The 12,965-nt window shown below is 64.7% G+C and carries 10 protein-coding genes and 1 pseudogene; 3 read left to right on the top strand and 8 right to left on the bottom strand.

Annotation, left to right across the window (positions count from 1 at the left end):
• The first annotated feature begins 399 nt into the window (after positions 1–399).
• Positions 400–1,146: an SDR family oxidoreductase gene (locus tag C6A77_RS12105; RefSeq protein WP_114169683.1), complete on the top strand. Its 747-nt coding sequence runs from the start codon at positions 400–402 to the stop codon at positions 1,144–1,146.
• Positions 1,147–1,155: 9 nt separating this feature from the next.
• On the opposite strand, the gene C6A77_RS12100 is transcribed toward C6A77_RS12105, so the two are convergent.
• The 5 genes and pseudogenes from C6A77_RS12100 to C6A77_RS12080 form a co-directional block, all read right to left on the bottom strand.
• Positions 1,156–2,850, bottom strand: coding sequence for a response regulator (locus C6A77_RS12100; protein WP_114169682.1), 1,695 nt, complete (start codon positions 2,848–2,850; stop codon positions 1,156–1,158).
• Positions 2,851–2,912: 62 nt separating this feature from the next.
• Positions 2,913–4,556: pseudogene (locus C6A77_RS12095) on the bottom strand (ATP-binding protein).
• A gap of 62 nt (positions 4,557–4,618) precedes the next feature.
• Positions 4,619–6,028: a GntR family transcriptional regulator MpaR gene (gene mapR, locus C6A77_RS12090; RefSeq protein WP_114169681.1), complete on the bottom strand. Its 1,410-nt coding sequence runs from the start codon at positions 6,026–6,028 to the stop codon at positions 4,619–4,621.
• Positions 6,029–6,078: 50 nt separating this feature from the next.
• Positions 6,079–7,482: a cytochrome c oxidase accessory protein CcoG gene (gene ccoG, locus C6A77_RS12085; RefSeq protein WP_114169680.1), complete on the bottom strand. Its 1,404-nt coding sequence runs from the start codon at positions 7,480–7,482 to the stop codon at positions 6,079–6,081.
• A gap of 121 nt (positions 7,483–7,603) precedes the next feature.
• A complete protein-coding gene (locus tag C6A77_RS12080; RefSeq protein ID WP_114169679.1) occupies positions 7,604–7,843 on the bottom strand; it encodes a DUF3203 family protein in 240 nt (79 codons plus the stop codon).
• 254 nt (positions 7,844–8,097) lie between these two features.
• Here C6A77_RS12080 and C6A77_RS12070 point away from each other — a divergent pair, with 254 nt between their 5' ends.
• Positions 8,098–8,616 carry an MgtC/SapB family protein gene (locus C6A77_RS12070; protein ID WP_114169677.1) on the top strand — a complete coding sequence of 173 codons (519 nt, stop codon included), beginning with the start codon at positions 8,098–8,100 and terminating at the stop codon, positions 8,614–8,616.
• Positions 8,617–9,147: 531 nt separating this feature from the next.
• On the opposite strand, the gene C6A77_RS12065 is transcribed toward C6A77_RS12070, so the two are convergent.
• The 3 genes from C6A77_RS12065 to C6A77_RS12055 all read right to left on the bottom strand — a co-directional run bounded on the left by C6A77_RS12065 (position 9,148) and on the right by C6A77_RS12055 (position 11,539).
• Positions 9,148–10,047 (bottom strand): hydroxymethylglutaryl-CoA lyase, encoded by a 900-nt coding sequence (locus C6A77_RS12065; RefSeq protein ID WP_114169676.1) that lies wholly within the window; start codon positions 10,045–10,047, stop codon positions 9,148–9,150.
• A gap of 19 nt (positions 10,048–10,066) precedes the next feature.
• Positions 10,067–10,465 (bottom strand): MerR family DNA-binding transcriptional regulator, encoded by a 399-nt coding sequence (locus C6A77_RS12060; RefSeq protein ID WP_114169675.1) that lies wholly within the window; start codon positions 10,463–10,465, stop codon positions 10,067–10,069.
• A gap of 195 nt (positions 10,466–10,660) precedes the next feature.
• Complete coding sequence (locus C6A77_RS12055) at positions 10,661–11,539, bottom strand: helix-turn-helix domain-containing protein (protein WP_114169674.1); 879 nt, start codon at positions 11,537–11,539, stop codon at positions 10,661–10,663.
• Between the two features lie 172 nt (positions 11,540–11,711).
• Here C6A77_RS12055 and pobA point away from each other — a divergent pair, with 172 nt between their 5' ends.
• Positions 11,712–12,899: a 4-hydroxybenzoate 3-monooxygenase gene (gene pobA, locus C6A77_RS12050; protein WP_114169673.1), complete on the top strand. Its 1,188-nt coding sequence runs from the start codon at positions 11,712–11,714 to the stop codon at positions 12,897–12,899.
• Positions 12,900–12,965 lie beyond the last annotated feature (66 nt).

Below are 12,965 nucleotides of genomic sequence, written 5' to 3'. Positions count from 1 at the left end.
CATTGATGGCTATGTGACGCTGAAAGTGTCACCTATGTGAGTGAACTTTTATGTAACCCATGTGGGTGACCCGTACACTGCGCTCCATCATCCGGCCCCTACGCTGCGCTCCGGGGTTCCCTCACTCCGGCCTTGCTCCCGAGAGGACCGCGCCGAAGGCCCCATCCTGGGGCCTCAGCGCTTGACGGGCATCCATGCCCGTCACCTCCCTCCGCAAGGCCTGCGTTCGGCCTCCTGAAGTCGCGAAGATCAAGATCAAGATCAAGATCAAGATCAAGATCAACGGCAAGAGCAAGAGCAAGAGCAAGAGCAAGAGCGGATCGCGCTGGCCTCGGTCATTCCCATCTGCAACCTTTTCCCCTATTGTCGATCCTCCCTTCCCCAACGATTGGCAGATCCATGGAGAAAGTCATCGTCATCACCGGCGCCAGCCGCGGCATCGGCGCCGCCACGGCGCTGTTGGCCGCGCGCCAGGGCTACCGCATCTGCATCAACTACCACGCCGACGACCAGGCCGCCGAAGATATCCTCGGCCAGGTCCGCGCCCTGGGCGCCGAAGCCATCGCCGTACGCGCCGACGCCAGCGTCGAGGATGAAATCATCCAGCTGTTCCTGCGCGTCGACCAGGAACTCGGCCCGGTCACCGCGCTGGTCAACAACGCCGGCACCATCGGCCAGCAGAGCCGGGTCGAGGACATGTCCGAATTCCGCCTGCTCAAGGTCATGAAGACCAACGTCGTCGGCCCCATGCTCTGCGCCAAACACGCCCTGCTGCGCATGGCGCACCGGCACGGCGGGCAGGGCGGGGCCATCGTCAACGTGTCGTCGGTGGCAGCACGCCTCGGGTCGCCCAACGAGTACGTCGATTATGCCGCCTCCAAAGGCGCCCTCGACACCTTCACCATCGGCCTGGCCAAGGAAGTGGCAGGCGAGGGCGTGCGGGTCAATGGCGTACGGCCAGGCTACATCCATACCGGGTTCCACGCCCTGTCCGGCGACCCCGACCGGGTCAGCAAACTCGAACCCGGGCTGCCCATGGGCCGCGGCGGGCGCCCCGAGGAAGTGGCCGAGGCCATCCTCTGGCTGCTCTCGGACAAAGCCTCGTATTCCACCGGCAGCTTCGTCGACCTGGGCGGCGGGCGCTGAGCGCGCCCGTCAGCCCTCCAGCAGCGTGCGTACCCGCTCGGCCAGCACCTCCAGATCGAACGGCTTGGTGAGCACCAGCGTGCCTTGCAAAAGCTGGCCGTCACGCAGCGCCGCGCTTTCGTCGTAACCGGTGACGAACAGCACCTTGAGCTCAGGGTAGCGTTCGCGACAGCGCTCGGCCACCTGGCGGCCATTCAGGCCACCCGGCAGGCCGATATCACTGAGCAGCAGGTCGGGCCGCTCGGCATTCTGCAGGTGGGCGAGGGCAGCCGGGCCGTTCTCGAAGGCATCGACCAGGTAACCCAGTTCTTCCAGCACCTCGGCGACCACCACGCGCAAGGCCGTCTGGTCTTCGATCAGCAGGATACGCTGCGCGGCGCTGCTGCTTTGCTCCGCCAGGGTGCGCCGCTGCTTGGGTGCCGCAGGTTCGGCAGGCGCGTGGTGGCGAGGCAGCAGCAGCTCGATGCGCGTGCCCTCGCCAAGCGTTGACGATACCCGCAGCTGGCCGCCCGACTGGCGCACGAAACCGTAGGTCATCGACAAGCCCAGGCCAGTGCCCTGGCCCATCGGCTTGGTGGTGAAGAACGGGTCGAAGGCACGCTCGGCCACCTCCGCCGACATACCCATGCCGTTGTCGCTGATGCTCAGCCGCACGTACTCCCCGGCAGGCAATTGCAGGGCGTCGGCGTGTTGCTGATCCAGCAGCAGGTTGTCGCCGACGATATCGATCACACCCCCTTCGGGCATGGCATCGCGGGCATTGATGCACACGTTGAGCAGGGCGCTTTCCAATTGCGGCGGGTCGATGAAGGTCGGCCACAGCTGGCTGGCGAAGCGGCTGGTGAGGGTGATGGCCGGGCCAATGCTGCGGCGCAGCAGCTCCTCCATGCCGGCCACCAGCGTGGTCACCTGGGTGGCGCAGGGTTGCAGGGTCTGCTGGCGGGAGAACGCCAGCAACCGGTGAACCAGCGACGAGGCCCGCTGCGCGGAACCACTGGACAGCTCCAGCAACGGTTCCAGGGCGTCGAAGCGCGACTGCTCCAGGCGCTGGCGCATCAGCTCCTGGGCGCCCAGGATGCCGCCCAGCAGGTTGTTGAAGTCGTGAGCGATACCGCCGCTGAGCTGGCCCACCGCTTCCATTTTCTGCGCCTGGCGCAGCGCCTCCTCGGCCTTGGCCCGTTCTGCCACTGCCGCCTCCACCCGTTGCTCCAGCTCCTCGTTCAGGCGCTGCAGGGCAAGCTCGGCACGGCGCCTTTCGGTAACGTCCTTGAACAGGACCGCCACCTGGCGCTTCTCGGCAGGCTCTACGCGAAAGGTGGTAACCGACAGCACCCGCCCGGTGGCCACCAGCTCCTGTTCGAAATGCAGCGGCTCGCCAGTTTGCAGGACCGGGCCATAGCGGGCGATCCAGTCGTCGGCCTCAGCCGGTACCATCTCGCGCAGCTTCTGCCCGACCACGTTGGGGATGCCGGCGTGTTTGGCATAGGCGGCGTTGGCCAGCACATGCACATAGTCACTGAGCGGGCCATGCGGGCCGTCGAAGAACTCGATGATGCAGAAGCCTTCGTCCATGGTGTCGAACAACGAACGGTAGAAGTTCTGGTCGTGGTCCTGAAGGCTGGCAAGCCGCGCTTCCAATAGCGCGTTGCGCTGCTGCAGGGCCTCGACTTGGTGGCGTAGCGAGAGCAGGTCGTGGGAAGGCATGCCGACATCCGACGAAGGAGAAGGCACGACTTTAGCGTGTTCATCGGCAGGCGGATAGCCGCTCAGCGCGGGCCTGGAGCGATGCCCAGCAGCCGTTCGACCCGTTCGCCGAGGCTGTGCAGGTCGAATGGTTTGCGCAACAGCTCGATGCGTCTGTCGGGCCGCGCGATGGGGCGGGGGGCGGCCGTGTCGTAGCCGGTAATCAGCAACACCGGCGCGGTCGCAACAAGCGCCTGGTAAGCCTCGGCCAGCTGGTAACCGTCGATACCCCCCGGCAGGCCGACATCGCTGATCAGCAGGTCCGGCGGCGGGCCCTGGTGCAACGCAGCGAGCGCCAGGCGGCCGTTCTCGAATGCCTGCACCTGGTGGCCCAGTTCTGTCAGCACCTCCTCCAGCACCAGCCGCAGGGCCGGCTGGTCCTCCACCAGCATGATCCGTTGCCCATGCGGCTGTGCCGTGGCGATGCGCAGTGGCTGGGCGTCGGCGCTGGCGCTCGGGTCTTGCGGGAAGTACAGGTGAACGCAGGTGCCTTGCCCGACCACACTGTCGAGCCGCAACTGGCCCCCGGACTGGCGCACGAAGCCATAGGCCATCGACAACCCCAGCCCGGTACCCTGACCGAGCGGCTTGGTGGTGAAGAACGGCTCGAGCGCGCGCTGCAGGACCTCTGTGGACATGCCTTCGCCGCTGTCCTAGATGTGCAGGTGCAAGTAGTGCCCGGCAGGCAGGTCCAGGCGCCTGGCCTCGGCTGCGGTCACCTCGGCGTTTTCACAGCCGACGTTCAGCGTGCCACCCCCAGGCATGGCGTCACGGGCATTGATGCACAGGTTCAGCAGGGTACTTTCCAGTTGCTGCGGGTCGACGCGAATCAGCCATTGGCCGGCCAGCGTCCGGTCGTGGAAGGCGATGTGCGGGCCAGTCGAGCTGCGGATCAGGTCGTGCATGCCGGCCACCAGGCATTGCACATCGACCGGTTGTGGCACCAGCGTCTGCTGCCGCGAAAAAGCCAGCAGGCGCTGCACCAGGCTGGCGGCGCGCAGCGCATTGCCGTGGCTCAGCCTGAGCATGCGCGCGGTATCGGCCAGGCGTTGCTGGCCCAGGCGCTGCTCGGCCAGTTCCAATGCAGCAAGCAAACTGCCCAGCAGGTTGTTGAAGTCGTGGGCGATGCCACCGGTCAACTGGCCGACCGCTTCCATTTTCTGCGACTGGCGCAGGGCTTCTTCTGCCTGGCGCAGGCGTTCCTGTTCGGCCATGCGGTCGGTGATGTCGTAGGCGAACAGGTAGCCGCCCTGGATCCGCTGCTGCGCATCGAGTAACGGGTGGTAGCGGATTTCGTAGTGGCGTGGGGCTTCCGCCGGGCCGAGGGTGATGGTGTCGATGAAGGCCTCGCCGGCCAGCACGCGTGGCCACACCGGGGCCAGGCGGCTCATGATGTCGGGCTGGTTGAGCAGGAACTGCGGCACATGATCGCCGATCTGCGGCACGAAACCACGGTACTTCTGGAAGGTTTCCCGGGCCATGCGGTTGATCGCGAGCAGGCGCATCTTGCGGTCGGCGGCGAACACGTTGGCGCGGCTATTGTCGAGCAGTTCGCCCAGCAGCTTGATGTGGGCTTGCGCGGTGTCGTCGCGCTCGGCCAGGCGCGCTTCCAGTTCGGCGACACGCGCTTGCAGCTGTGCCAGTGACGGGAGCGCGTCTGGTTGCATGGCGAAAAGCCCGGTGAGCGGATCGGGCCTCTAACTATAGTCGCCCACCAGGCCCTCAGCCATCAGAACGAGCGGATGATCCGCCCCAGGGTTTCCATGGCCCGTTCGGCATCCGCATGCCAGGGGCTGCCGTAGTTCAGGCGGATGCAGTTGCCGAAGCGCCGGGTGGGCGAGAAGATCGGCCCGGGGGCGATGCTGATGCCCTGGGCCAAGGCCATGTGGAACAACTTCAGGGCGTCCATCTGCTCGGGCAGCTCCAGCCACAGGAAGTAGCCACCGGCTGGCTGGCTGACCCGCGTCTGTGCCGGGAAGTGCCGCGCGATGGCCGCCAGCATGTTGGCCTGCTGGCCTTCCAGGGCATAGCGCAGCTTGCGCAGGTGGCGGTCATAGCCACCGTGCTGCAGGTAGTCGGCGATGGCCGCCTGGGCCGGCATCGAGGCGCACAGCGAAGTCATCAGCTTGAGCCGCTCGATCTTCTGCGCGAAGCGCCCGGCCGCCACCCAGCCAATGCGGTAGCCAGGGGCCAGGCTCTTGGCGAACGAGCCGCAGTGCATCACCAGGCCCTGGGTGTCGAAGGCCTTGGCCGGCTTGGGTGCCTGCTGCGCGTAGTACAGCTCGGCGTACACATCGTCTTCGATCAACGGCACCTGATGGCGCGCCAGCAGCTCCACCAGTGCCTGCTTCTTCGCCTCCGGCATGCTCGCGCCCACCGGGTTCTGGAAGTTGGTCATGCACCACACGGCCTTGACCGGGTGCTTGTCGAGGGTCTGCGCCAGCACGCCCAGGTCCATGCCTTCGCGCGGGTGCACAGGGATTTCCACCGCCTTGAGCTTGAGCCGCTCCAGCACCTGCAGGCAGGCATAGAAGGCGGGGGCTTCGATGGCCACCAGGTCGCCGGGCTGGGTGACCGCCTGCAGGCACAGGTTCAGGGCTTCCAGCGCGCCGTTGGTGATCAGCAGTTCCTCCATCGGCAGCATCAGCCCGCCGACCATGTAGCGCAGGGCAATCTGCCGGCGCAACTGCGGGTTGCCAGGGGACAGGTCGGTCACCACCATGCGCGGGTCCATGCTGCGGCCGGCGCTGGCCAGCGAGCGCGACAGGCGCTGCAGCGGAAACAGCTCGGGGCTGGGGAAGGCCGAGCCGAAGGGGACGGTGTTGGGGTCTTTGATCGAGTCGAGAATCGAGAACACCAGCGCGCTGACATCGACATCGGTGGACTCGGCGACCGGTTGCAACGCCTGCGGTTCGCTGAACTGGCGCGGGGCGTAGGCATTGACGAAGTAGCCTGAGCGCGGCCGGGCACGGATCAGCCCGCGCCGCTCCAGCAGGTAGTAGGCCTGGAACACCGTGGACGGGCTGACCCCGTGGGTCTGGCTGGCGTAGCGTACCGAGGGCACTCGCTGGCCGGGGCCGAGCACCCCGGAGCGGATCAGTTCGGCGATGTCGTCGGCAAAGCGTTCGTAGCGTTTCATTCTGGCCTTCTGTCGAAGCCTGGCAGGCAAGGTGGGGTCAGTGTAAGGGATCAACGGTTGAGCGGCGCGACGAAGCGGCTGTGGGCGACACTGCGGATGGCGGGGTCGTCGCGTTCGCTGATTTCGAAGCTCAGCGTTTGCGAACTGCTGGCCGAACGCTCGGCCAGCATCGCCACCGACACCGGCAGTTCGCTCATTTCGCCGGCGGGGATGACCAGGGCAATGTTGCCCTGCAGGGTGAAGCCGTCGGCATCCAAAAGGCGCAGTTCGTAGTGCTGGGTACGTTCGGTCTTGTTGATGATCTTCAGCAGGTAGATGTTCTCGATCTGGCCCAGGGCGTTTTCACGGAACAGGCCGCGGTCCTTGATCACGTCCAGCGACACCATCGGGCGCTGCTGCAAGGCCACTACCAGCGCCGCGATCATCAGCACCAGCGCGGCGGCATAACCCAGCAGGCGCGGGCGCAACCAGTGCGTAGTCCCCCCTTGCAGGCTGTGCTCCGACTTGTAGCCGATCAGGCCGCGGGCATAGCCCATCTTGTCCATTACCCCGTCACAGGCGTCGATGCACGCAGCGCAACCGATGCAGGCCATCTGCAAGCCCTCGCGAATGTCGATGCCGGTGGGGCACACCTGCACGCACAGGGTGCAGTCGATGCAGTCGCCCAGGCCCTGGGCGCGGGCGTCGCTGCCTTTCTTGCGCGGGCCACGGGCTTCGCCGCGACGCGGGTCGTAGGCGACCGCCAGGGTGTCCTTGTCGAACATCACACTCTGAAAGCGTGCGTAGGGGCACATGTGCAGGCACACCGCTTCACGCAGCAGGCCGGCATTGATGTAGGTGGCGGCGGTGAAGAACAGCACCCAGAACAGCGCTACGCCGCCCAGTTGCAGGGTGAACAGTTCAGCAGCCAGCGGGCGGATCGGGGTGAAGTAACCGACGAAGGTCAGCCCGGTGACCACGGCGATGGCCAGCCACAGGCTGTGCTTGAGCGTGCGCCGCGCCAGCTTGTTCAGGCTCCAGGGCGCGGCGGCCAGTTTGATGCGCTGGTTGCGGTCACCTTCGGTGACTTTTTCGCACCACATGAACAGCCAGGTCCAGGTGCTTTGCGGGCAGCTGTAGCCGCACCACACGCGACCGGCGTACACGGTGATGGCGAACAGGCCGAAGGCGCAGATGATCAGCAGTGCCGACAGCAGGATGAAGTCTTGCGGCCAGAAAGTGGCGGCGAAGATGTGGAACTTGCTGTTGCTCAAGTCCCACAGCACCGCCTGGCGCCCGTTCCAGTCCAGCCAGGCGGTGCCGAAGAACAGCACGAACAGGGCGCCGGCAAAGCCGATGCGCAGGTTGCGATACAGCCCGGTGAAGCTGCGGGTATGGATGCCGTTGTCGATACGTCGCGGCTGGGGGCTGGGTGGGGCGGTGACGATCTCTGTGAAAGGGATTCTATCGTTCATGGCTCGGTGCTCATCAGGCCTCGATCAGGCATGAGCACTATGGCCCCGTGGCTGTTATCAGCACAGGCTCAGATTTTGCGATAAAAACCGTATCAGATTGCCGCGATTGCTGCGCCAGGCCTTAGATTACCGAGCCTGGCGCGCTGGCCTTCAGATGCCTGCGGCTATCCACCGCACCCGCCACGGTCAGCGCATCGGCCTCGGCTTCGGTGATGGGCACGCGCTGGCCGGCCAGCAGGGCCACCGACATACGCAGCTGTTCGTCGGTGACGATTTCGATGTCCGGGCCAGCGCCCTCGATGCGCAGGTCTTCACCGATCAGGGTGCAGCGGCGGGTGGATTCGTCGATTTCAACGGGCATGGGGTGGTCCTCCGGGGGTGGCTTACTGGTGTGGACCACAGGGCGGGGTGGGTTGCTGCATCGGTAAGCTGAACGGCACTTTGGTCTGTGTTCGGGGGTCAACCCTTGCAGTGGCAGGCCCGGCCCTTTCGCGGGTGAACCCGCTCCCACAGGGTTTGCACAGGTTTCGTGAGTCATGCAGTGCCTGTGGGAGCGGGTTCACCCGCGAAAGGGCCAGCACTGGCAATACAAAGCTCAGCACAGGAACAACCGCGATGGACCTCATCTGGCAAGCGATCCAGGCCGAATTCGCTGATATCACCGACGCTCGCGAAGTCACGCAAATCCTCGTGCGCCTGCTGATGGCCGCCTTGCTTGGCGCGGTGCTGGGCTTCGAGCGCGAGCACAAGGGCAAGGCCGCCGGGGTGCGCACGCACATGCTGGTTTCGCTGGGCGCTGCGCTGTTCGTGCTGGCACCGAGCATGGCTGGCGCAGAGGAGGACGCGCTAAGCCGGGTGATCCAGGGCATTGTCGCCGGTATCGGTTTTCTCGGCGCAGGTACCATTTTGAAGGGTAACGGCCAGGACGCCAGCCATGTGAAAGGCCTGACCACCGCCGCCGGGCTGTGGATGACCGCCGCCATCGGTACGGCAGCCGGCATGGGCCGCGAGGCCACGGCACTGATCAGCACGGTGCTGGCCCTGCTGGTGCTGGGGACGATGCCGTTGCTGGTGGACAAGCTTGAAGGGCAGGGGGAGGAAAAACCGGAGGATGAAGAACGCAGGAAGCACTGAGGGGAGCCGAAGCTCCCCTCAAAGCGTTGTTGCCTGCTCTTTTCTTATTATTGGGACTGGCCTGTTGTTGTTTTTGTCAGCCTGTCCTGGTGTAGCGGGCGACCCCCATGCGGGGTCAAGAGCAAACGTATTTTTTTGAGCGCTGACCTGCCTTCATCATTGCTGATCCGAACCTGGCTGCCGCTACCTGAAGGTAGTTTTATTGTTCTGTGCCAGACCGCGGGGCGTACCCCTGAAAAGCGTGTCGACTCCAAAAAAATCTGCTTGCTACGCCTCTGCCGTGTTGTTCTTGTTATGTCAGAGCCGTTACCTGTTGTTTTTATTGGGTGTCACATTCTTCTTGTTGTTGTATCAGAGATATAGCAGGGTGCGTGCCAACTTTTGAAAATCCTTTAAAATCAATAAGTTAATGATTTCGCTCCAGATCGCATGGCCTGAAATTCTGTCGATTTGTTTCCCTGTTACCCGATTTTTTGCTGCGAAATGGGGGGCGGTAACACTTCACCCACGGCTATGTGACACCCGTATGACCTATTGCGCGCTGCGCGCCCGTGCAACGCGCGACCCATTGTCGCGCCCCAGTACACCACTGATACGCTGGCCGGCGGCGATCAGCCGGTCGAGGTCGATGCCGGTTTCGATGCCCAGGCCCTGCAGCAGGTACAGCACATCCTCACTGGCGATGTTGCCGGTAGCCCCTTTGGCATAAGGGCAGCCGCCCAGTCCGGCCACCGAGCTGTCGAACACGCTGATGCCTTCGAGCAGGCTGGCATACACGTTGGCCAGGGCCTGGCCATAGGTGTCGTGGAAGTGCCCGGCCAACCGTTCACGCGGTACCTGTGCCGCCACCACCTCGAACAGCCGCCGGGTATCGCCGGCAGTACCGGTGCCGATGGTGTCGCCCAGCGATACCTCGTAGCAGCCCATGTCATGCAGGGCGCGCGCCACCGGGGCGACCTGGGCGGCGCTGACCTTGCCCTCATAGGGGCAGCCGAGCACGCACGACACGTAACCACGCACCCGCACGCCGTGGCTGCGCGCCGCCTCCATGATCGGTTCGAAACGCTTGAGGCTGTCGCTGATCGAGCAGTTGATGTTGCGCTGCGAGAACGCCTCGGAGGCGGCCGCGAACACCGCCACTTCCTTCACCCCGGCCGCCACGGCGTCCTCGAAACCGCGCAGGTTGGGGGCCAGCGCCGCGTAGGTAACCCCCGGGCGTTGCCGGATGCCGGCGAACACCTCGGCGGAGCCGGCCATTTGCGGCACCCACTTGGGCGAGACGAAACTGCCCACTTCGATATAGGCCAGGCCGGCCTCGGTGAGGTCGTCGACCAGGCGCACCTTGTCGGCGATGCTGATGGGTTGGGCTTCGTTCTGCAGGCCGTCGCGGGGGCCTACTTCGACCAGGCGGACGTGTTTGGGCAAGGGCATGGCGGGGTTCCTGTGGCGATCAGCGGTGGTCTTTGTTGTTCAGGGTGGCGGCCAGGGCCTGTTCGCAGCGCTCCTGGGCGGTGTCCAGTTCCAGCTGCATCTGGTGGATGTCGAGCATCTGCTGTTCCAGCTGGGCACGGCGTTCGGCGATTTTCGCCAGCATGCTGTTGAGCTGTTTGAGGTTGCCGCTGGACGGGTCGTACAGTTCGATCAGCTCGCGGCATTCGGCCAGGGAAAAGCCGATGCGCTTGCCGCGCAGGATGAGCTTCAGGCTGACCTTGTCACGCGCTGAATAGATGCGTTCCAGGCCGCGGCGTTCGGGGCTCAGCAGGCCCTGTTCCTCGTAGAAGCGGATGGCCCGGGTGGTGATGTCCAGTTCGCGGGACAGGTCGGAGATGCTGTAGGTCTGGGTGCTCATGCTGGGGCTCGGCGTGGAGTATGCGGGTATCCTGAGGGCAGGTTGACGTTTACGTCAAGGGATGAGTAGATGGGGGCCTGTACCGGCCTCTTCGCGGGTAAACCCGCTCCCACAGGGATGGCGGCGCTATCAAGGTTCATGCAGTACCTGTGGGAGCGGGTTCACCCGCGAAGAGGCCAGCACAAGCGATACCCGTCAGTCCGGCTGCACCGCTCGCCGATAGCCATTGGGCGTCTGCCCGGTCAAGCGCTTGAACCAGCGGGCGAAGTACGTCGGGTCGGTAAACCCCAGGCTGTCGGACAACTGCCCGATGCTCATCCGCGTATAAACAAGATTGCGCCGCGCCTCCAGCAGCAGGCGTTGGTGCACCAGTTGCAGCGCAGTCTGCCCACTCAACGCGCGGCACAGCTGGTTCAACTGCAAAACCGCAATGTTCAGCCGCGCGGCGAAGGCCTCCATCGACAGGTGTTCACGGTAATGCGCCTCGACCAGGCGCAGGTACTGGCCCAGCAGCTGGCGGTCACGCTCGTCGCGGTTGCGCGGCGCCTGCCCCAGCTGCTGGCGACGGCTGATCCACACCATCAGCGCGGTCACCAGCGCCTCGAGCATGGCCGCCCGCGCCGGGGCGTTGCCCTGGTATTCCTGCTGCAGGGTGTCGAGCAGGCTGCGCAGGCGTGCGCGGTCCTGGCCCAGCGGGTAGCACGCGGCTTTTGCCAGCGTTGTCAGCGGGGCACCCAGGCGCCGTTCCAGGTTCACCAGCAGCGCGGTGCCGAACGTCAGCACATGGCCCTGGATATCGGCGCTGAAGCGAAAGCCGTGCACGGTCATGGGCGGCACCACCTGGATCGCCGCTGCGCTGATCACCGTGCGCACACCTTCGACTTCTACCTCGGCGCGGCCGCGCTGCACATACAGCAGCTGGAACAGTTCGGCATGCTGGTGCGGGCGGATCTCCCAGTGGTGCAGGCGGCTACGCGCCTGGATCGACTCGCAATGCAGCAGGTCGGTGCCGGGCCAGGCCTGGTTTTCGCCATACAGCTTGAACAACGGTACGCCGGGAAGATTGGATTTCATTTGGGCAGGTCTGTCCGATAATCGACCGATTTCTATAAAAGTGCAGGTTATGCATGGAATAGCACACTTTTGCGGCGGTTTTTGCCAGTAAAAATGCAGGGGCAAACCTAACAGCAGATGCCGCCTCACTGCCAATGCCGGGGCCGGCATCGTCCGCACAGAGACAACAACAATGAAAACTCAGGTCGCAATTATTGGTGCAGGCCCGTCTGGCCTGCTGCTGGGCCAACTGCTGCACAAGGCCGGTATCGAGACCCTCATCGTCGAACGGCAGACGCCCGAGTACGTGCTGGGCCGCATTCGCGCCGGTGTGCTCGAGCAAGGTACCGTCGACCTGCTGCGCGAAGCAGGCGTGGCCGAGCGCATGGACCGCGAAGGGCTGGTCCATGAAGGTGTCGAGCTGCTGGTCGGCGGGCGCCGCCAACGCCTGGACCTCAAGGCCCTCACCGGCGGCAAGACGGTGATGGTGTACGGCCAGACCGAAGTTACCCGCGACCTGATGCAGGCACGCCAGGCCAGTGGCGCGCCGATCATCTATTCGGCCAGCAATGTCCAGCCGCATGAACTCAAGGGCGAACGGCCCTACCTGACCTATGAAAAAGATGGCCAGGTACACCGGGTGGATTGCGACTATATCGCCGGTTGTGACGGCTTCCATGGCATCGCCCGGCAGAGCATCCCGCAAGGGGTGCTGAAGCAGTACGAGCGGGTCTACCCGTTTGGCTGGCTGGGCCTGCTGGCGGATACGCCACCGGTCAACCACGAACTGATCTATGCCCATCACGAACGCGGCTTCGTGCTGTGCAGCCAGCGCTCGCATACCCGCAGCCGCTATTACCTGCAGGTACCGCTGGAAGATCAGCTCGAGGCGTGGTCCGACGAGCGCTTCTGGGGCGAGTTGAAGGCACGCCTGCCGGCCGATGTGGCGGCGCGCCTGGTGACCGGCCCGGCGCTGGAAAAAAGCATCGCGCCGCTGCGCAGCCTGGTGGTCGAGCCGATGCAGTATGGCCACCTGTTCCTGGTCGGCGACGCCGCGCATATCGTGCCGCCGACCGGCGCCAAGGGCCTGAACCTGGCCGCATCGGACGTCAACTACCTGTATCGCATTCTGGTCAAGGTTTACCGTGAAGGGCGCACCGAGCTGTTGCAGCAGTATTCGCCGCTGGCCTTGCGCCGGGTGTGGAAAGGCGAGCGCTTCAGCTGGTTCATGACCCAGTTGCTGCATGACTTCGGCAGCCACCAGGACGCCTGGGACCAGAAGATGCAGGAGGCCGACCGTGAGTATTTCCTGACCTCACCGGCCGGGCTGGTGAACATTGCCGAGAACTATGTGGGCCTGCCGTTCGAAGAAGTGACCTGAGCGGAAAACAGCCAAGGCTTGCACTGAGGTTGGCCGATGACCCAGAGTGCCTTGCTGAAAAGCTGA

Source organism: Pseudomonas sp. AFG_SD02_1510_Pfu_092, from assembly GCF_003331055.1.
Lineage (GTDB): Bacteria > Pseudomonadota > Gammaproteobacteria > Pseudomonadales > Pseudomonadaceae > Aquipseudomonas.
This window is presented reverse-complemented; position numbering and strand designations above follow the sequence as displayed.